This window comes from Paraburkholderia caffeinitolerans (genome assembly GCF_902859945.1).
In the GTDB taxonomy this organism is placed as follows: domain Bacteria; phylum Pseudomonadota; class Gammaproteobacteria; order Burkholderiales; family Burkholderiaceae; genus Paraburkholderia; species Paraburkholderia caffeinitolerans.
The window spans coordinates 1-18,146 of record NZ_CADIKL010000074.1 but is presented as its reverse complement, the minus strand read 5'-3'; the positions used below and the strand labels follow the sequence as shown (position 1 = coordinate 18,146).

Annotated in this window: 22 protein-coding genes and 1 pseudogene; 6 read left to right on the top strand and 17 right to left on the bottom strand. The window is 60.7% G+C overall.

Going from position 1 to position 18,146, the window contains the following annotated elements:
• Positions 1 to 159 precede the first annotated feature (159 nt).
• From HV773_RS35710 to HV773_RS35690, 5 genes are all read right to left on the bottom strand, one after another.
• Positions 160 to 417, bottom strand: a complete 258-nt coding sequence (locus HV773_RS35710; RefSeq protein WP_129563913.1) for a PAAR domain-containing protein — start codon at positions 415 to 417, stop codon at positions 160 to 162.
• Positions 418 to 763: 346 nt separating this feature from the next.
• The gene (locus tag HV773_RS35705) at positions 764 to 1,072 is read right to left on the bottom strand and encodes a Rieske (2Fe-2S) protein (protein ID WP_129563912.1); all 309 of its coding nucleotides are present in this window, start codon (positions 1,070 to 1,072) and stop codon (positions 764 to 766) included.
• Positions 1,062 to 1,745: a DsbA family oxidoreductase gene (locus HV773_RS35700; RefSeq protein WP_129563911.1), complete on the bottom strand. Its 684-nt coding sequence runs from the start codon at positions 1,743 to 1,745 to the stop codon at positions 1,062 to 1,064. Before HV773_RS35700 ends, HV773_RS35705 begins: the two co-directional genes overlap by 11 nt.
• A gap of 22 nt (positions 1,746 to 1,767) precedes the next feature.
• A complete protein-coding gene (locus tag HV773_RS35695; protein WP_377728920.1) occupies positions 1,768 to 3,105 on the bottom strand; it encodes an MFS transporter in 1,338 nt (445 codons plus the stop codon).
• Positions 3,106 to 3,145: 40 nt separating this feature from the next.
• Positions 3,146 to 4,006, bottom strand: a complete 861-nt coding sequence (locus HV773_RS35690) for a universal stress protein (protein WP_129563910.1) — start codon at positions 4,004 to 4,006, stop codon at positions 3,146 to 3,148.
• A gap of 308 nt (positions 4,007 to 4,314) precedes the next feature.
• Between HV773_RS35690 and HV773_RS35685 the strand changes: the two genes are divergently transcribed.
• From HV773_RS35685 to HV773_RS35660, 6 genes are all read left to right on the top strand, one after another.
• Positions 4,315 to 7,071: a helix-turn-helix transcriptional regulator gene (locus HV773_RS35685; protein WP_129563909.1), complete on the top strand. Its 2,757-nt coding sequence runs from the start codon at positions 4,315 to 4,317 to the stop codon at positions 7,069 to 7,071.
• A gap of 90 nt (positions 7,072 to 7,161) precedes the next feature.
• Positions 7,162 to 7,542, top strand: a complete 381-nt coding sequence (locus tag HV773_RS35680) for a DUF2946 domain-containing protein (protein WP_129563908.1) — start codon at positions 7,162 to 7,164, stop codon at positions 7,540 to 7,542.
• Positions 7,543 to 7,675: 133 nt separating this feature from the next.
• Complete coding sequence (locus HV773_RS35675; protein ID WP_227875525.1) at positions 7,676 to 8,620, top strand: hypothetical protein; 945 nt, start codon at positions 7,676 to 7,678, stop codon at positions 8,618 to 8,620.
• Between the two features lie 23 nt (positions 8,621 to 8,643).
• Positions 8,644 to 9,021 carry a copper resistance CopC family protein gene (locus tag HV773_RS35670; protein ID WP_129563907.1) on the top strand — a complete coding sequence of 126 codons (378 nt, stop codon included), beginning with the start codon at positions 8,644 to 8,646 and terminating at the stop codon, positions 9,019 to 9,021.
• Positions 9,022 to 9,160: 139 nt separating this feature from the next.
• A complete protein-coding gene (locus HV773_RS35665) occupies positions 9,161 to 9,544 on the top strand; it encodes a DUF1801 domain-containing protein (RefSeq protein WP_129563906.1) in 384 nt (127 codons plus the stop codon).
• Between the two features lie 59 nt (positions 9,545 to 9,603).
• A complete protein-coding gene (locus tag HV773_RS35660; protein WP_129563905.1) occupies positions 9,604 to 11,103 on the top strand; it encodes a peptide MFS transporter in 1,500 nt (499 codons plus the stop codon).
• A 58-nt stretch (positions 11,104 to 11,161) separates the two neighbouring features.
• Here HV773_RS35660 and HV773_RS35655 read toward each other — a convergent pair whose 3' ends face one another.
• The 12 genes and pseudogenes from HV773_RS35655 to HV773_RS36730 form a co-directional block, all read right to left on the bottom strand.
• Positions 11,162 to 11,449: a PAAR domain-containing protein gene (locus HV773_RS35655; protein WP_129563904.1), complete on the bottom strand. Its 288-nt coding sequence runs from the start codon at positions 11,447 to 11,449 to the stop codon at positions 11,162 to 11,164.
• Between the two features lie 166 nt (positions 11,450 to 11,615).
• On the bottom strand, positions 11,616 to 12,377 hold the full coding sequence (locus HV773_RS35650) for a hypothetical protein (RefSeq protein ID WP_227875524.1): 762 nt from the start codon (positions 12,375 to 12,377) through the stop codon (positions 11,616 to 11,618).
• A 141-nt stretch (positions 12,378 to 12,518) separates the two neighbouring features.
• Positions 12,519 to 13,289, bottom strand: a complete 771-nt coding sequence (locus tag HV773_RS35645) for a hypothetical protein (RefSeq protein ID WP_129563902.1) — start codon at positions 13,287 to 13,289, stop codon at positions 12,519 to 12,521.
• A complete protein-coding gene (locus HV773_RS35640; RefSeq protein WP_129563901.1) occupies positions 13,286 to 13,669 on the bottom strand; it encodes a hypothetical protein in 384 nt (127 codons plus the stop codon). The genes HV773_RS35645 and HV773_RS35640 overlap by 4 nt, the downstream gene beginning before the upstream one ends.
• Before the next feature lie 399 nt (positions 13,670 to 14,068).
• Positions 14,069 to 14,356 (bottom strand): PAAR domain-containing protein, encoded by a 288-nt coding sequence (locus HV773_RS35635; protein WP_129563900.1) that lies wholly within the window; start codon positions 14,354 to 14,356, stop codon positions 14,069 to 14,071.
• Positions 14,357 to 14,383: 27 nt separating this feature from the next.
• Positions 14,384 to 15,505, bottom strand: coding sequence for a T6SS phospholipase effector Tle1-like catalytic domain-containing protein (locus HV773_RS35630; RefSeq protein WP_160113487.1), 1,122 nt, complete (start codon positions 15,503 to 15,505; stop codon positions 14,384 to 14,386).
• The gene (locus HV773_RS35625; protein WP_129563898.1) at positions 15,502 to 15,879 is read right to left on the bottom strand and encodes a DUF2235 domain-containing protein; all 378 of its coding nucleotides are present in this window, start codon (positions 15,877 to 15,879) and stop codon (positions 15,502 to 15,504) included. Before HV773_RS35625 ends, HV773_RS35630 begins: the two co-directional genes overlap by 4 nt.
• On the bottom strand, positions 15,876 to 16,229 hold the full coding sequence (locus HV773_RS35620) for a DUF3304 domain-containing protein (protein ID WP_129563897.1): 354 nt from the start codon (positions 16,227 to 16,229) through the stop codon (positions 15,876 to 15,878). The genes HV773_RS35625 and HV773_RS35620 overlap by 4 nt, the downstream gene beginning before the upstream one ends.
• A 95-nt stretch (positions 16,230 to 16,324) precedes the next feature.
• A pseudogene (locus tag HV773_RS37640) lies at positions 16,325 to 16,645 on the bottom strand (hypothetical protein); the annotation flags it as partial.
• Between the two features lie 108 nt (positions 16,646 to 16,753).
• Positions 16,754 to 17,023 carry a hypothetical protein gene (locus HV773_RS35615; protein ID WP_129563895.1) on the bottom strand — a complete coding sequence of 90 codons (270 nt, stop codon included), beginning with the start codon at positions 17,021 to 17,023 and terminating at the stop codon, positions 16,754 to 16,756.
• Positions 17,024 to 17,191: 168 nt separating this feature from the next.
• Positions 17,192 to 17,968: a hypothetical protein gene (locus HV773_RS35610; RefSeq protein WP_129563894.1), complete on the bottom strand. Its 777-nt coding sequence runs from the start codon at positions 17,966 to 17,968 to the stop codon at positions 17,192 to 17,194.
• Positions 17,965 to 18,146, bottom strand: a 182-nt coding sequence (locus HV773_RS36730) for a hypothetical protein (protein ID WP_217481976.1), incomplete at its 5' end; no start/stop codon positions are given. The genes HV773_RS35610 and HV773_RS36730, both read right to left, overlap by 4 nt.

Genomic DNA, 18,146 nt, shown 5'->3' with positions numbered 1-18,146 from the left:
GCTGGCCGATGCCCTCATGGCCCGAGACGCGACGCGGAACCAGCACGTCCTGGTGGGCTTTGTATGTCCGTTTCCGGAACTCCCATTCGAGGACATATTCGGGCAGTGCGTGGCCCTGCATGCGAACCGGGCTGACGTAAAGTCTGTGGGGGGACATGATCACACCGCCTTTTGCAGCATCGCGCCGCATGCGGTCCGGTCACCGATGAACGCAACGCGCACGCCACCATGCGTGCGCTTGCCCGTCGCGATGATGGGGAAATCGCCGCCACACTTCGGACATCTGACCATGTGTCCGTCTAGTGCTACCGGAATAGCTCGATGCGTGAGATTCGGCACGGCCTCAATGACCTCGCCGCCGTGATCGGTGGTGTCGCCAAGGCGGACGACTTCACGCCCTGTTGCTGCGTCCTTCATGTGCCAGTTGCCTCCATCGTGATGGTAGGAAAGAGGGAGCGTCGCGACGCTCGATCTGGCATCTTGTTTTTCTATGCTTTTGACTGGCTATAAGCCAATTCCGAAATTGTGGATATATCTCCGTTCCAATTTGAAGGAAAAGGTCGAAATACTCTGCTAATTTGATACGTGGCAATATCTGCCTAAAAGGCGTTACGCACTACGCCATCCCGTCGAGCGCGGTACGTCTTCGCGTGTCCCGGCAGAACGCCCGGTTTCCCTTGCAAACTCGACCGCGACGCACGGCGTACATAGCGGGATGAATGAGTCTTTTATCAATTTCGGATATGACGCGAGATGATCTGATTTACTCAACCTCGACCATCAGCTTCCCGTCAGCCGTCCTCACCGGCAGCACGTTCAGACACAACCCTTCCACCCCCGGCATACAGCCCGTGCGCAAATCGAAGCGCAGCCCATGCGCCGGACAGGTGATCACACTCCCCTCCAGACGCCCACCAGCCATCGACGCACCGTTGTGCGGGCAACTATTCTCGATCGCGTGAAGACTGCCTTCCACATTGAAGACCACCACACTGCGCCCATCGATGAAAGCGAGCTTGCGCTGCCCGGGCTCCACGCTGTCCGCTGCGCCGATATCGACTTCACGCTTCATGATCGTGCACCTGCGTCAGATCCGCCGCGTGCAGCATCGCTTCGATCAACACCTGTGGCGGCTGCGCGCCGCTCAACGCATAGCGGCCGTCGAACACGAAATAAGGCACACCATCGACACGGTTCGTCTCGCCGTGCGCACGCGGCGCTGATGCTGAGGCCGTATCGTCCACGCCGCACGCGCGCGCGATGCGCGCAAGCGTGGCTGCATCGCCGATATCCTCGCCCTCGATGAAATACGCCGTGAAGAGACGTTCGACGAGTTCGGCCTGCGCGCCGCGACCGCGTTCACCGTCCATTTCAGTTGTGTGCGCAACCATTGCGTGAGCCGCCGCCGTGTTCGGCAACACACGGATGCGCTCGAACGCCAGCTCGACGCCCGCAGCGCGCGCGGCATCCCGCACCTGCGCGCGCCGCATCGCAACGGCCTGCGCGCTGCCAAGGCGCGCCAGATAGAACGCCTCGTAAGGCAGGCCGCCCACGGGCGTATGCGGCAGCAGTTCGACCGAGCGCCACGCGACCTGCACACTCACGTGCGGCCAGCGCGCCTCGAACGCCGCAATCGCGGCTTCGAGATTGCGCTTGCCGATCAGGCACCACGGGCAAACGAAGTCGAAATAAAAGTCGACGTGCAATACCCGGTCAGGCGTAGCGGAAGAAAGCGGTTGATTCATCGATAGAGGCTCCACGGCTGGATCATTGAGGTGCGGGCACCGGATGGCGGCGGTGCACGGCCTGCAGCCCCGCGCCATAGCAGCGCTTGCCGAGCACGAAAGCGAAGCCCGCCACGAGCGCGACGAGCGGCGCGACCTGCAACGCGCCAAGCAGGCCGATGCGGTCCGCGATAAAGCCGACGACGATCGGCCCCGGCGCGAGTCCGACGAGGTTATTCACGAGCGTGAGCGTGGCGAACGCGGGCGAATGGATCGACTCGTGCGTGAGATTGGCGACCATCGCGCCGGCCGGTCCCGAGGTGCCGGCCACCACGAAGATGCCCGCGCCGAGCATGACCAGTTGCAGCGGGCCGGGGCCCGCATGAAAGCCGCCGCCGAGCAGCACGAAAGACAGCAGCGAAAACGCGATGGCCATCGTCCACTTGCGCCCCGGCGCGTGCCGGCTCACGCGGTCGGTGACCATGCCGCACACGATCATGCCGGTCCCGCCGAGCAGCACGAACACGGCGGCCGCCACCGCCGCGCGATCGGGCGGCAGACCGTAGTAGCGGTTCAGAAAGCTCGGCAGCCACGCAATCACGGCGCCCATGATGAAAAGCTGCAGGGCGCTGCCGAGATAGGCGCAATTCACCGAGACGGTGGAGAAGAGTCCCGCGAGCACGCTGCGCAGGCTGGGCCGCCGGGTCTCGCTGGCCGCGCCGGGTGCGTTGGCCTGCGGTGCTTGCGCGCCGCGATTGCGCGCGATGCGCGCTTCGGTGACGACGAGGCGGAACGCGAGCACGAGCACGAAGCCGAGGCCCGCCATCATGCCGAACGCGGCGCGCCAGCCCATGTGCACCGCGAGCACGCCGCCCGCCGCCATGCCCAGCACCGAGCCAAACGCGCCGCCGGCCATGAACGCGCCGGTGAGCGTCGAGCGCAGGCGCGCCGGAAAGATGCTGATGATCAGCGCGACGCCCACGCTCCCATACGCGGCTTCGCCGACCCCGACGAACGCGCGCGCCAGCAGCATCTGGCCGTAGCTGGCCGCGGCGGCGCAGCCGAGCGTGGCGAGACTCCAGAGTGCCGCCATCAGCACGATGCTACGCACGCGGCCCCAACGGTCGGCGATCACGGAGAGCGGAAACGTCAGCACGCCGACCATCAGCGCGACGATGCTGCTCAACGAGCCCAGCCGCGTATCGGACAGCCCCCAAGTGGCCTTGAGGAGCGGAAAGACTGCGTTGAGCACCTGGCGCGACATGTAGTCGGACAGCAGCAGCGCGAAGGTCAGCGCGAACACGACCCACGCATAGGCTCGCGGGGAAGAATCGTCGGCGTCCTGCATGGACGTGCCGGCCTCGATGGGATGCGTATGCAACTTTGTCTCCTGCAATATTTGTTTTTTCTGTCGCTGCGGCTTATGGCGTGACGCTAGCGACGCGGGCGCCGCCGATGGCGAAGGCCGCCTCCAGATCGCGCCAGTCGTCTTCGCGCAGATAGCGCTGCGCGGCTGGCACGATCACGCCTTCCTTGCGCCCGAAGTATTCCCAAACGAACTGGGCGTAGCCGTTCAAGGCCGCTCCGACGTTCGCGGCCCCGGAGGTAACGGCGCGCTCGAGCTCCGCGAACAGCGCCGCGCCGCGCTGGTGCTGCCGCTCAAGCTCGCCGAGCTCGGCGTCGACCACGCTGGTTCGGCCGCTTAGCAGCGAGGACAGCTGGCATGCGTCGCCGGAGCCGAGGCGCGGGATCCGCAAGGCATCGAGCCCGCACGAGTCCAGATCAGGATAGGCCGGCCCGAAATGGGCCAGCCCGTTATGGGCCAGCCGCTCGCACAACGCGCCGGCTGTGGCGCGATGGAGGCGATAGAGCGCCGCCACCACGCGCACTGCCGCTGGCCCGCGCCGCACGACGCAATGGAGCACCGGCACATCCGACGCCGCAGTGGCCTGCGACGCCACACAAACGAGATCGCAGCCCCGCGCGCTCGCGGTGCTCGCAAGCTGCGCGGCGGGGCTGGCCACGCGCATCGACTCGCAGGGCACGCCCAGCGCGCGCGCGGCCGCCTCGGCCTTCACGATGAGCATCTCGCGCACACAGTCGTCGAAGCGATGCCCGGCCGGCCGCTCGCCGTCCCGCCGCGCATGCGCATCCGCCAGCGAATCCGCGAGGTAAGCAAACGTGATGCGCGCGCCCACCGAGCGCGCCAACGCAACCGCATGGGCCACCGTGTCGATGCCGGCGTCGGAATCATCCACGGGAACGAGAAAATGACGATACATGGGCTCCCACTCACATAAATCCGGAGGGCGCGGCAGGCGGGTCTGACCCAGGCCGCGCCGCTTCCACCTTGAAAAGAATGATAGTGGCGCGGCGCGCGAGCGCCCCCCTCGGCACGGAGGGGCTGGCAAGATGCCAAGGCCTGTTCACGCTAATAACAGGCCCCAGGGGGCTCGAAGCGGAGGACTAAACGCAAGAGGGGCTTGACGCGGCCCGCCTCTCCAGCCGATGCTTTCATGTCGCACCTATGTCGCACCCCCACGCCGACCCGCCCGCAAAAGCTGCCCGGCCGATTCGACCCCGCCTCCAGATGCCTTCCTCAGTGTCCCCTTCCGCGCCGCCTTCCGTACCCTCCCCAGCCTCGAGCACCCCCGACGCGGGACGCGCCGCCAGCGAGTTCGTCCTGAAGACCGTTGCGCCGCGCGAGCCCGCGCACCTGTTCACGCGCGCGCGGCTGGGCGCTGCGAACGCGGGCTTGCGCGAGTGCCAGGCGGTGCTCGTGCAGGCGCCCGCGGGGTTCGGCAAGACCTCGCTGCTGGCGCTCTGGCGGCGCGAATACCTGTCCCGGGGCACCGCCGTCGCGTGGTTTTCCGCCGATGAGCGCGACGAGACGCAGCGGCTCGTGCCCGGGCTCGTGCAGGCGGTGCGCACGGCCTGCGCGCGCCCGGCTTTCGCACGGCATCTGACCGATGGCGCAGCGGGCGCCGCCCACGAACTCGAAGGCGTGACGGCCTGGCTCGCGGAAGTGGCACAGCTCTCGTTCGAGCTGGTGCTGATCGTCGACGAAGCGGAACGCCTGCCGGCCTCCGGCGTGCGGGCGCTCGTCTATATCCTGCACAACGCGCCGCCGAACCTGCGCACTGCCGTGGCGGCGCGGCACGGCCTGGACGTGCCGCTCGCCGATCTGCTCGCCTACGGCCAGTGCGCGCGCGTGGACGCCGACGCGCTGCGCCTGCGCATCGACGAAACCATCGCGCTGGCGGCCGCGCGCTTCGGCGAGCGCATGGACGCCGACGCCGGCGCGCGGCTCTTCGAACTCTGCGAGGGCTGGCCGCTGGGTCTGCAACTGGCGCTGGCCGCAATGGAGCGCGCGAGCGACCCGCGCCAGATCGTCGAGCCGCTGGAGGGCGCATCGGGCGAATTGCGCGAACGTCTGCTGCAGGCGCTGATTGCCCGGCTCGCTCCCGCCGACGTCGACTTTCTCACGCGCATCAGCGTGGTCGACACGCTCCATCCGGCGCTCTGCGCCGCGCTGACCGGCGAGCCGGAGGCGGCTGGGCAACTCGCACGGCTCGCGCGGGACACGCCGATGTTCACGGCCGCGGATGGCAACGAATGGCTTCAGCTCCATGCGCTCGTGCGCGACGTGCTGCGCGCGCGGCTCGCGCAATGGCCGACGCCGCAGCAAACCGAATTGCACGCGCGCGCCGCCGCCTGGCTCGCGGCGCAAGGCATGACCGAGCCGGCCGCACGCCATGCGCATGCGGCGGGACAGCACCGGCTGGCGTTCGAGCTGGCCGAGCGCAGCCTGCTGGACGCGGTGCGCCAGGGCCACCTGCCCGCCATGCTCGAGTGGCTCGAACTGCTGCCCGAGGCGGAACTCGAAGCGCGGCCGCGCCTGCGTCTTGCGGCGGCATGGGCGCTCGCGCTCGGCGAGCGCCATCCCGAGGCCGCGCGGCAGATCGAACACGTGCTCGCGGGGCCAAACGTCGACGACGAACTGCGCTATGAATGCGTACTGATCCTGAGCGCCGCCGCCGTGTTCGCCGACGATATCGACCGCTGCGTCGCCCTGTTCGAGCCGTGGGTGGACGCTGCACCCGCCACACATCCATGGCTCGCACAGATGCACGCGAACCGGTTGGGCGCGCGGGCGCTCGCGCTGGGCGAACCCGCCCAGGCGCGACAGTACCAGCAGCGCGTGCCGCCGCAAACGCAAACCCAGACGCCAAACCCCGCGCGGCAAAGCTACGTCGGGCGCTGGGGCGCGTTCGTGGTCGGCTTCAGCTACTTCCACGAGGGCCAGCTTCAACTGGCCGAAACCGTGCTGATGCCGGCGCTCGCCAGCGCGGACGCGGATCTCGGCCGTCGCCATCCGCTCAGCTGCATGCTGGCCGCACTCTGCGCGACGCTCGCCTACGAAGCCGACCGGATCGACGAAGCCGCCGCGCTGCTCGCCAACCGGCTCGACGTGCTGGAGCGCAGCGGCACACCGGACACCGTGATGCTCGCCTGGCGCACCGCGGCGCGCGTCGCGGTGGCGCGCGGCGCCGAACACCGCGCGCTCGACCTGCTCGAATCGCTGCATGCGCTCGGCGTGACGCGGCGGCTGCCACGCCTGTCGATGGCGAGCCTCGCCGAGCAGGTGCGCATGCACGCGAACTGCTATCGCGTGCAGACTTGCGAAGCGCTCGTGCAGCGCATCGACGAACTCGCGCGCGCGGACGCGGACGCCGCATCGCAACGACCGCTATGGCGGCGTCACGTCCTGCTGATGCAGGCCCACGCCCAGGCGAGCGCCGCCATCGCCGCGCGCCGCTGGCAGCCGGCGCTCGACGCGCTCAACGAGGCCGCACAGCTTGCCGACGCCATGAAGCGCCGCTGCGACGGCATCGAAATCATGGCGCTGCGCGCCTACGTGCTGGAGCAAACGGGCGCGGAAGGCCGCGCGCTGCTGCTCGAAGCCGTGGACCTCGCGCAGACCTTCCGCCTCTCCCGCACGCTTTCCGATCTGCACCCGGCCGTGGCCGACTGGGCGCGGCGCACGCTCGAAACCTCGCCCGGCGCACCCGCGCGCAATGCCAACCCGATTGCCGCGCCACGCGTAGTTCGCGCCGCCCCGCAAACGCGTGCGGTATCGGGCGTCATCCTCACCCCCAAGGAGCGCGAAATCCTCGAACTGCTCGCTCGCGCGCTCTCGAACAAGGAAATCGCGCTCGCACTGGGCGTGGGCGAAGTCACCGTGAAGTGGCATCTGAAGAACCTGTTCGGCAAGCTCGACGCGAGTTCGCGCAAGCACGCCGTGCGCCGCGCGCTCATGCTCGGGCTGCTCGAAGCAGCAGACTAGCGCGCAGGCGGTGCGTAAGGCGCACGTGGCATAATCACGCGGTTTTCCACCGCTGTTCTCTGCTGTTTTCTCTCCGTTGCCTTTTACGCCGTGCGCCGTTTCCACCTCAAGCTGGTCAGTTTATTAGGGACGCTTGCGATCCTGATGACGACGCTCGCGCCGGTGATTTCGCATCTGCTGGCGACGCAGACCACGCAGATGTCCACGATGAACGGGCATTGCGACATGCCGTCGATGCGCGTCTCGCAGACCGCGCACGGCAATGCGGCCCACGCGCATGTCACCCCCGGCGACCTGCAGGATTGCGGCTATTGCAACCTGTTCGCCCATTTGCCGGTCGCGCCCGGCGTGCCGGTGTCGCTCGTGCTCGCCACGCGCCTCGTGCATGCGCGCGTTGCCGCGCGCTTCGAGCGGCTCGCGCGCGCCGAGCCGCTCACCCTCGCGCTTGCGCGCGCGCCACCTTCCGCATGACCTGATCGCAGCCGCCTTCTCGCGGCTTCATGCGGTGACCTGTGCGGCGATCTGCCGGCCATGTCACCGCGCGTCTGCACGCGCCGGGACTCGCCCGTGCGCGGCGCGCATCTCCTTCGATTCAGGACACCTCATGTTTGAACTTTCGCCGCGCAAGCCGAGCGGCCCGTTCGTGCCCCCCGCGCTGCTGACTTCGCTGCTGACTTCGCTGCTGACTTCGCTGCTGACTTCGCTGCTCGCTTCACTGCCCGCCTTGCTACTCGCCCCGCAGGCGGCGCACGCGCATGCCATCGCGGGCGACCGCGTCTTTCCGTCGACGATGGCCGTCGACGACCCCGGCGTCGGCGACGAGGCCAACCTGGAGTTCGGGCATCAGCGCGTGCCCGGCGACGCGGGCGACCAGAGCATCAACGCGTTCGATTTCGAGTACGACAAACTCATCACGCCGCGCCTCGCGCTTTCGGTCGACGGAAGCTACGTCATGCAGAACAATCCCAGCGCGCGCGGCTTCGACAACTTCGGCGTCGGACTCAAATATCTGCTGTACGTGAACGACGCACACGAGTTCATGACCTCGGTGGGCGTGAACGCCGAACTAGGCGGCACCGGGAGCCGCGCCATCGCCGCCAGCTATTCGACCATTTCGCCCAACCTCTACGCGGGCAAAGGTATGGGCGACCTGCCCGACTCGCTCGCGTGGCTGCGCCCCGTGGCCGTCACCGCGGAACTGGGACCGTCGCTCACGACCGGCAGCGGTCAGCCGAACGCCTTCAACTACGGCTTCACGTTCCAGTACAGCCTGCCCTATCTGCAGCAGCACGTACACGATCTCGGCTTGCCGCAGCCGCTTTCGAACCTGGTCCCGATTGTGGAAGTGCCTCTCTCGCACAGCCAGGGCCAAACGACCGGCACCATCAATCCGGGCTTTATCTGGATGAACCGCTACGGCCAACTCGGCATTGAAGCGCAGATCCCGGTCAACCGCGCAAGCGGCTCGCATGTCGGCATCCTGGTCCAGACGCACATCTTCTTCGACGACGTGGCCCCGCACAGCATCGGCAAGCCGCTCTTTCAATAATCGCTTTCAGGAGGTCCCTCACCATGACGAAATTCAGCACGCTTCTTCGCTCTCTCCACCTTGCAGCGGGTGCGCTCGCGCTCGCCGGCGCGCAACTGGCCTGGGCGCACGCACAACCGACTCATCAGCAGCCGCCCGCCGGCTCAACCGTGACGACGGCGCAAAACACCGTCGTGATCGACTTCGACGATGCGCTCGAACCGGCTTTCAGCTCGATCGACGTCACCGACGCGGCGGGCAAGTCGGTCGTCCACGGCAAGGCCACCGTCGATCCTGCCAACGGCAAGCGCATGTCGGTGGCGCTCGATACGCTTGCTGCGGGCAAATACACGGTCAAGTGGGTCGCCGTGGCCGCCGACGGCCATCGCACCACCGGCCACTACAGCTTCACGGCGAAGTAGGACACGAACCTAAGACGCAAAAGTAGCGTCCAGAATGCGGGCATTCGCGCCAGGCTGGATAATGGCGCGTTTGCCCGCAGCCGCCTTCCCAGACGACGCTTCGGGTTCCTTATGCCTGATAGCGCAACAGGGAGCGCCCATGACCCCATCCGAACAAATCGACGCATTGATCGCGAGCATCACCGACTGGCGCGGCACGACCTTCGCCGCCGTGCGCCGCGCCATTCTCGAAGCGGACAAGGAAATCGTCGAAGAGTGGAAGTGGATGGGCAGCCCGGTGTGGTACCGCGACGGCATCATCGCAGTCGCCAATGCGCATAAGGGCAAAGTGAAGCTCACGTTCCAGTACGGCGCGAGCCTGCCCGACCCCGACAAGCTGTTTAACGCCGGGCTCGAAGGCAACGCGCGGCGCGCGATCGACTTCTTCGAAGGCGACAAGGTCAATGCCCGCGCATTGAAAGCGCTCATTCGCGCGGCAATCGAATTTAATCAAAACAAGAAGACGAAGAAGAAGACCGGCTAGCGGTTTTTCAAGTAATTCTGGTGTGTCTTCGCCAACTTCGCAATAAAACTGAGGTAACAATGAATTCATCGATTTCAAGGACGAAATCGTTCTCGACAGTGTTCCTGATCGAAATGTGGGAACGCTTCGGCTACTACGGCATGGCCGCGCTGCTGGTTCTTTTCATGGTCCAGCGCGTCGGCTTCACCGAAGAGCATGCGACCCTCACCTGGGGCGCCTTCACCGCGCTCGTGTATGCCTCGCCCGCGATTGGCGGCTGGATCGGCGACCGCGTGCTGGGCGCGCGCCGCTCGATGGTGCTCGGCGCCATCATCCTGCTCGCGGGCTATTTCATGCTCGCGATGCCCGACGACCGGCTCACGCACCTGTACGCCTCGCTCGGCGTGATTGTGGTGGGCAACGGCCTCTTCAAATCGAACGCCGCCAATCTCGTGCGCCGCATTTACGAAGGCGACGAATCGGGCATCGACGCCGCATTCACGATCTATTACATGGCGGTCAATATCGGCTCGACGTTCTCGATGCTGCTCACGCCGTGGATCAAGGACCATTGGGGCTGGCACGCCGCGTTCGCCGTCTGCTGCGGCGGCATGGCGCTCGGCATTCTCAACTTCTTCCTGATGCAGCGCACGCTCGCAAAGATTGGCTCCGAACCGGACAATGAGCCCGTGCAATGGAAGCGCCTCGCCTGCGTGATCGCCGGCGGCATCGCGCTGGGCGCGGCTACGCTCGTCGTGCTCAGGGACAAGCAGCTTGCCGTGGCGTGCGTTTATACGGCGGCCGCGGCCATTCTCGCGATCTTCGCGTGGATGCTCGTTAAATGCGAACGTCATGAGCGCGCGGGCCTTGCCGCCGCGCTGATCCTCACGCTGCAGGTGATTCTGTTCTTCATCTTCTACCAGCAGATGTCGACCTCGCTCACGCTGTTCGCCGTGCACAACGTCGACCCCGCGTTCAACCTGTTCGGCACCGCGCTCTTTAGCTGGAGCGCCGCGCAATTCCAGGCGCTCAACCCCATCTGGATCATGGTGCTGAGCCCGATTCTCGCGGCGATCTACTCGAGCCTCGCGCGCCGGGGCGGCGATGTGCCGGTTGCGGCGAAGTATGCGCTCGGTTTTGTCGTGGTGGCGGCGGGCTTTTTTGTGTTTGCGGCGAGCGGGCGTTATGCCGTGGAAGGACGTGTTTCGTCGTGGTTCATGGTGGCGGGTTATGGGCTTTATTCGCTTGGCGAATTGCTCGTAAGCGGTTTGGGTCTTGCGATGATCGCGCGCTATGTGCCGGCCCGCATGAGCGGTTTTATGATGGGCGCGTATTTTGTGGCTACTGGCGTGTCGCAGTATCTCGGCAGTGTGGTCGCTACGTACGCGAAGATGCCTGAAGGCACGCTCTCGCCGATTGAATCGTTGCCGCTTTATCAGAAGCTTTTTAATGGGCTTGGGTGGGTTGCGGCGGGTGGGGCGTTGCTGGCTATCTTGCTGTTGCCGCTGATGGGAAGACTCTCGCGTGCGCATCAGGTGGGGAGCGAGCACGCTGAGGGACAGTTGGCGGCGACTGAGTGAGGGGGCTAATTCGGGTGATCGCCAAAGCGATCACCACCAGTTGCTATCGGGGACTTTATCAAGCATCGACCGACATCGACTGTTGCGAAGCAATGAGCTTCGGCGGCGGATCGCATTTGCAAATGCAAAGATCGTCGCTCAAAGCCGCATGCCTGCCATCCGGTGCTGTCATCAACTGCCGTGGGCCGTCGCATTTGATTTTTCCAGTCGTATTGCATGCGGGGCATTGCACGTCGTCGCCCTCATGGGCGACATCGCGGCCTACGAACTGGATCGTTGAAGGCATGGCGACTACCGTGCCGTTCGCGGTGGTCTTGTCGCCGTTGAGAATTAGATAGCGTTTCATGAAAAGTGAAGTGCCTCGGGTCGTGTCTCGGGAAACTTAACGATTGAATGCTGCGTGGAGCGATATCACGCCACTTCCGCTTACGTAGCGTATCTCATCACGGCTTGATCGCTAGCTGGTCTGCTTGATCCATCGAAGCCGATCTGGCCAAAGCGCCAAACACACTCTAGTCCACCACCAACACAGGCTTGCGATGTTCCCTCTCAAGCTTTCTGGGTAGGCTGACCATCACAAGATAGATGCGGACAAGCAGACCAGCAAACCAAAGCGACACTGGCATGCCCAAGATCGCCAAAGCGAACAATACGCCGTTCGCCCCAAAATTTGACGACAGAAGCCGCCCCAGTATCAGATAGAACGGCGCGATACCGAAGACGATATAGGAATAGATTTTTGGAAAAGGCGAGCGCTCTTTGTTGAGTCGCTCGAACAGTGCCATTCCCGCTTGCGTTCGATAACGAAAATCTGATGCGTTTTCTTCGAAGGCCCGTTTGACAAAGGAGGTATTTGTGATCGTATGCATCACCGTTCGCTTTGACGTGGCTGCCCAGTACAGCGTCAACGCAAACCCACCAAGCAGCCCCGGCCAGCGCAAAAGAGGCTCCATCGGTGCAAACACGAAATAGTAAAAATAAGCGAATGTGCCAAAGAAGAAGTACATGGAAAATGTCGCAATCGATAGTATCAACCCGCATACCCACAGCAAATTTGAGCGGCGGTACATCATCGAGGCAACGAACGGTACGAAGAGGCAAATCAACGTAACCAATAGTCCGATTTTCCATGGCCATCCGGACACTGCAAGGTCATCCGCGTATGCAGCGTACGACACGCCAGCACCCAGCATGGGAAAGATGAAGTTCACCGGCGTGGCTTTCTTCGTCATCTCCCAAATCGCGTCTTTCTGCTTGGTCTCGGATTTCGTCATCGATTGCGATCGTGGCATCTGGGCTTGCGTTCCGGTAGATGCCGTCTTACGCCAATTTCAATTCAGCGCCTTCAGAGCCATCAAGTGCGTCGTTATGGTCCACGGAGCCACAGTCGATACCTAAATCATTTCGACACAGCATCAGTGAATATCATCACTCGCAACGATGACCGATTTACCTTGCGTACGCTCCAGCATTCTGGGCAAACGTACCATCACGAAATATTGCCTGACTCCGATCCCCGCAATCCATTGCGAAACGGGAAATAGAATCAAGGCGGCCAGCAAAATGGGACCGTGCGAACCAAAGGCCGGCGTCAAGACTCGCCCGATCACTAGCGATAGTGGCGCTATCAGCAGCACCAAATACATATGCAGCTTTCCAGAAGGACTGCGCGAACTCAGGACCGACTCCAGCTTCGCGATATTTTGCAGCCGATACTGCAAAACATCGCCTTTGTCCTCAAACGCCTGCTGCACGAAGCGCGAGGTTTTTAGCGCCCGGCTAACATCCCGCGCAGTAAACACCATCCAATAAACAGTCATTGCGATACCAGGCACAAGCCCGCCAGCACGTGCATACAGAGGCATAGGAGCAAACAGAAAATAGAAAAAGAAGCAAACGACGCCAAAAAAGAAGTAAATTGACCCTATCATGATCCCGTTCGCGAGTCCGAGGGAGACGAGCCGCGATTGCCCCCTATCAATTGTGGCGATCATAACTGGCCCCAAGGCGGCAAATATCAACATCGCCATCGCCAGGAAAAATGGCACTAGCGATACACGAAACGCCATCTCGTAAAACCCGTAGGCGATAGCGATAGAAACAACGTTGATAAATAGGGTTAGCGGAACTGTCTTTTTCACCACACTCCAAAGAAAATTCTTTGAATTATTAATAGTTTTATTCATGGCATGAACATCATCGAATATCCATTGTAATCTTTTGGATAGCTTTCTTCCAAAGCTTGAGCTGCATTACGTAATTTTCCAGCCACCCATTGTGTAATGTGGAACTCATTGTCGGCCAGATTAATTAAATATCCTACCGCTACAGCCACCCCAAACGCCGCAGCAGCCACCGCCCATACAGGCGCGCTAGCAATCATACCTGCGGTCAGTAGCGCCGTCGTCACGGCGCCTACCAACGCCGTTGAAACAGCAGCGGTGACTCCCGCTGCGACGAGGTCAACGCCAACCTTTGCGAATAAATCAAACAAATCCTTCGAGCGCTTTCCATCTGGGCCAATCTTCGAATAGTCGCGGTACCACTCGGCAGCATCAAGTGCCATGGTAAAAATCAGCGCAATTCCCGTAGCACGTTTGAATGCCCCCTTAGCAGGTTGCGGAAATACCTTCCGGGAGGGGTTCACAAAAAATTGCCGACTTCATAGGAAGTCCTGCAAGCCGCTCGCGCGACTCCGGTAAGGGGTAGCCACCCCTGAAAACTGCTTCCGAGCACCCTGCAAAACGGTATTTCAGCAACCTGTTAGGCATCGTCATATTCAGGGAACAAACATCAGGGGATAACCATCGCAGTCTTTCGGATAATGTTCTTCAAGATACTTCGCAGCGCCTCTCAGCTTCGCTGCCAGCGAACTTGTTATGTGAAATTCGATGTCGGAGCTTCCCTGGAAATTTCGCCTTCCAGCCGGTCATCAGGTTATCGACAAAGCGATTACTACCGGTTATCAGGCATCGACAGACATCGACTGTTGCGAAGCAACGAGCTTCGGCGGCGGATCGCATTTGCAGATACAGAGATCGTCGCTCAAGGCCGCATGCCTGCCATCCGGTGCTGTCATCACCTGCCGTGGACCGTCGCATTTGATTTTGCCCGTCGTATTGCATGCGGGGCATTGCACGTCGTCGCCCTCGTGTGCAACATCGCGGCCGACGAACTGGATCGTTGAAGGCATGGCGACTACCGTGCCGTTCGCGGTGGTCTTGTCGCCGTTGAGAATTAGATAGCGTTTCATGTCTTGGTGCGTCGAGTGGTTGTCGGGCTATGAATTTTGCTCAAAGACTCCGCGTGGGCGGAAATAGCTGAACGGTTCGACGTTGGCTACAAAATCAACCTTGGAGTTGTGAACGTAGTGCGCGAAGAAGTTGACGATACTGTCCGGCGCATTCGTCATCCAGGCATCGAGTCGCCATTGCTCAGGCTTGAATGTATAGAAAAAGATCCGTTCATCATTTTTCCCGCGATTCGTTACGACGACATCGCGATTGCTCTTCAATGCCTCGGCGTAGGCGGGTGCCTCGATATCCATCGTCCCCCACATCGCATGCTTGATGGAACTATCCTTGAACGATTTCTGGCCGACGAGCGGCTGCTTCTTGCGCCAAAGCGTGCCGTTGCTTTCGTAGTAGGCCTTCATGTGACACGCCATGTCGGCTTCGACGGAGGTTCCTGGTGGCTTGGCAGTGCTCATGTAGATCTGATAGTTGCTCTGTGTTTCCGGTTTGACAGTGAGACGGGCTGCAAGGCCTGCACGCTCTGCTTTCATATGATCCAAAGTCATGAGTCGTACGCCCGCCTTTAAAGCTTCCTCGTGCATGTCCGCCATCGGAATGCGCGCATAGCTTCCATCTATATCTTGATCGTCCGGCCCATATCCCCCGCCAATATCGGAATGCACACCAGGGTAGACCTTCTCTGTCCATCCAGACTTATATTTTCCATTTTCGCGGATCAGATCTACGGGGAACGAATATCGGAGCTCATTCGCTGCAACGTAATGTACGCATCGTTCCACACAGGTTGGAATGCGCAGATCGCGCCGTTCCATGGGAAGTGTAATGTTGTGTGCAGGCAGGCCAAATGAGGCTACCGTGTCGAATAGACCGAGGAACGTAAAGCGAACCGGAAATCCGTTCAATGTTAGTGAACCGTCTTCCTGCTTCTTACACCGCCCAGCCAGCATGTTCACGAATGCGCGTGATAGAGCCGCACCGCGAGAAAAGCCGATCACCGATATGTTAATGATTTTGATTAGTCGATGCGCTCCAATGGCCTTATTCAAATCGTTCAGGCTTGCGTTTCGATTTTTATCAACATATTGCTTTATTTCTCCCCCCATCTTGTGGGCGTTGTTAACCAAGGCCTGATGCAAAGCCTGATTCATACGGCTTTCGCCATCGAATAGTCGGCGATCACCCAACCACCAAATGCGTTGCCTAAAACAACATCCTCGACCCATATGTCTGGCCTGTCCACCCAAGAGGCTTCGCCGTTGTATGCGGTGCCGACACCACTGATGTAAAACCGGTAAATACCTTTTGATGGATCGGTCATCGCTGCGTCAAATAACCTCGCTACGTTGCTCCAGCATTGTCGTGCGGAATCAGCTTCCCGATTGCTTCCCGTGCCGTCAAAGAAGAAAGCAAGATGAACAACATCGGAGCAATCTTGCTTTGCGGTCGGTGGAAATTTCGGAACATCACGCGTTGCCGCTGCTATGATCTGCATCAGCGATGGAGGTTGTGGAAGCGAGCTCATTTGTCTGCCCCTTGTGGGTGAGGGCGTTCATCAACGTACTCCTGTGACGTTTCTACGAAAACAGTTTTATCAGGATAAATGTGGACTGTAAGCACCTTCGCGTTGCTCGAAATATGGTCAAGCGTAGTCGTAGCGTGAATTTTGGTTCCATTTCCCGGTGTATCAGGTGGGCCGTCGAGTGTCCATTCCACGGAAATTGGACCAGGTTTCACCTTTACACAGCAGACGATTGAACCTCCTGCGCTGCCCGGATGGTATTCCCCAAAAGAGCCACCTGCGTACTGACCATTGACAGAAACATCCAGCAGTGGGCGAGGCCAGTAGTTATAAACGGCAACATCAAGATTCATGGACCTCTCCGAGCAGGCTGTGAGCGGCAATACGGATATCAGACCGACGAGCAAGCGGCGGGCTAATGCGTTTCTTCTAGCATCAATTTTCGATTTCACTCTTGTTGTTCCTTGGGGTTCGGCCGTTCGTCAACATACTGCTCAGATGCTTCCACAACAACAGAGCTATCCGGGTAAATGTGGACCGTTAGCACTTCCGCATCATGTGCGACCTCACCGAGAACGCTCGTGGCTTGAATTCTCTTTCCATTTCCAGGCGCATCAGGTGGACCGTCTAGTGTCCATTCCACGACAACCGGGCCCGGCTTTATCCTCACGCAGCAGACAATTTTTCCTCCCGCGCCACCCGGGTGATATTCCCCAAACGAGCCACCCGCATATTGTCCATTGACGGACACATCCATGATTGGCCGAGGCCAGTAGTTATAAAGTCAAGACTCCTGGACCTCCCGGAGCATGCGGTGAGCGACAACAACGCCAGCAGGCCGACGAGCCAACGGGAAATTGAGCCGCTCATTGCAGCGTCAGGGTTCGATTTCATGTGCTTGACTCGGTAGGCAGACAGTTCGCGAATGTGAGACATCAACCGTTGGGATATCACGCTGAGAACTATTCAGCAGATCGCCGAAGCTCAATATTTTTGTCTTGACCTGCTGAAACAGCCCGGCGACTTCCGGCAGGGTGTCGAACGAATCTCCGTAGAACGAGTCGTAGCGATCAGTCTGGAAACCATGAGGACCTTGAAGGCATTGCCGCGTCTCGATCCTCAAGTCGTCGCAGGTCTGATATTGCACGCCATCGCCCTCATTCGCGACGTCGCAACCGTCTAACCGAGTCGCCGCTGACGCGGCGACCACCGTTCCGTTCGCAGTGGTATTGTCACTGTTGAGTATCAAATAGCGTCATATAAGGACAAGCGTTTTGAACCGCATCCTGGATAACTTCCCGAAGGTAGCAGTCCGCTAAAAGGTTGTATTGGGTGCAATCAGTACAGGCTTGCGATATCGTTGCTCCATGAACAACGGTAATAGAATCATTGTTACACCAACCCTGACCATGACTCCGATTAACCAAAGGGATGCAGGAAAGGTCACTGCGGCAATGAAAAAGAGGACACCACCCGTACCGAAATACGCCGACAACAATCTGCTCAGCACGAGAAAGAAAGGGGCAAGCGCCATGACGATCCAGTTATGCCACTTCACGAATGGGTCTTTTTCGACGTACCCTTCATCGAGAATCTCAAAGAATTTCTCCTTACAGACGATTTCTTCATCGTAAAAATCGAATGCCTGACTTTCGAAATTCGATCGCTTGATGAAACGCGTTAGATCAAGCCATGAAAATATTAACCAATAAGCAGTCAGACCGCCGCCGGCCCCGAGACCAACAACACGTTCAAGTAGTGGCATTGGTGCAAAAATGAAAAAGAAAAAATAAAAAGCGATGCCGATCAGCGCGTAGGCGGACAGCAAGCTGAACAACCTGACCCAGCCATGCATCGCGAACTTTCGGGTGTATCCAAAACCGAGCCAGCACAGGGCTGGCGTTGCAACACAAATCGCTGCGATCACGACGCTGATTTTCCACGGCACACTCGAAACACCGTAATCGAATTTATATGCCGTGAACGCGAGCGCAATAGCCAATCCGTTCAATAGCAACCCCGCCCACACCGCCTGACTGGCGATCGGTGACAACGACTTTTCTGCGCGCCGCACGGCAATCCGCTGCGTCATGGCATGGCTCCGAACATCGGCGAATAGGGATTGTAGTTTTTCGGTATATATTTTTCGTAAGTGGCGTGTAAGCCCCCGGTAAAGTCATCTTGAATGAGTAAGGCTCGAAGGCGAGGATCGTGTCCATCTAAATTTTTAATGGACAGGTGTACACGATGGACGAGATCGAGGTGATGCA

Excerpts from the sequence above, each read along its gene's own strand:
- HV773_RS35610 (WP_129563894.1), bottom strand. The coding sequence starts at position 17,968 with ATGACGCAGCGGATTGCCGTGCGGCGCGCAGAAAAGTCGTTGTCACCG.
- HV773_RS35685 (WP_129563909.1), top strand. The coding sequence starts at position 4,315 with ATGCCTTCCTCAGTGTCCCCTTCCGCGCCGCCTTCCGTACCCTCCCCA.
- HV773_RS35635 (WP_129563900.1), bottom strand. The coding sequence starts at position 14,356 with ATGAAACGCTATCTAATTCTCAACGGCGACAAGACCACCGCGAACGGC.
- HV773_RS35620 (WP_129563897.1), bottom strand. The coding sequence starts at position 16,229 with ATGAATCTTGATGTTGCCGTTTATAACTACTGGCCTCGCCCACTGCTG.
- HV773_RS35690 (WP_129563910.1), bottom strand. The coding sequence starts at position 4,006 with ATGTATCGTCATTTTCTCGTTCCCGTGGATGATTCCGACGCCGGCATC.
- HV773_RS35665 (WP_129563906.1), top strand. The coding sequence starts at position 9,161 with ATGACCCCATCCGAACAAATCGACGCATTGATCGCGAGCATCACCGAC.
- HV773_RS35630 (WP_160113487.1), bottom strand. The coding sequence starts at position 15,505 with ATGAATCAGGCTTTGCATCAGGCCTTGGTTAACAACGCCCACAAGATG.
- HV773_RS35645 (WP_129563902.1), bottom strand. The coding sequence starts at position 13,289 with ATGAATAAAACTATTAATAATTCAAAGAATTTTCTTTGGAGTGTGGTG.
- HV773_RS35650 (WP_227875524.1), bottom strand. The coding sequence starts at position 12,377 with ATGACGAAATCCGAGACCAAGCAGAAAGACGCGATTTGGGAGATGACG.
- HV773_RS35700 (WP_129563911.1), bottom strand. The coding sequence starts at position 1,745 with ATGAATCAACCGCTTTCTTCCGCTACGCCTGACCGGGTATTGCACGTC.
- HV773_RS35660 (WP_129563905.1), top strand. The coding sequence starts at position 9,604 with ATGAATTCATCGATTTCAAGGACGAAATCGTTCTCGACAGTGTTCCTG.
- HV773_RS35705 (WP_129563912.1), bottom strand. The coding sequence starts at position 1,072 with ATGAAGCGTGAAGTCGATATCGGCGCAGCGGACAGCGTGGAGCCCGGG.
- HV773_RS35640 (WP_129563901.1), bottom strand. The coding sequence starts at position 13,669 with ATGGCACTTGATGCTGCCGAGTGGTACCGCGACTATTCGAAGATTGGC.
- HV773_RS35655 (WP_129563904.1), bottom strand. The coding sequence starts at position 11,449 with ATGAAACGCTATCTAATTCTCAACGGCGACAAGACCACCGCGAACGGC.
- HV773_RS35710 (WP_129563913.1), bottom strand. The coding sequence starts at position 417 with ATGAAGGACGCAGCAACAGGGCGTGAAGTCGTCCGCCTTGGCGACACC.
- HV773_RS35670 (WP_129563907.1), top strand. The coding sequence starts at position 8,644 with ATGACGAAATTCAGCACGCTTCTTCGCTCTCTCCACCTTGCAGCGGGT.
- HV773_RS35675 (WP_227875525.1), top strand. The coding sequence starts at position 7,676 with ATGTTTGAACTTTCGCCGCGCAAGCCGAGCGGCCCGTTCGTGCCCCCC.
- HV773_RS35625 (WP_129563898.1), bottom strand. The coding sequence starts at position 15,879 with ATGAGCTCGCTTCCACAACCTCCATCGCTGATGCAGATCATAGCAGCG.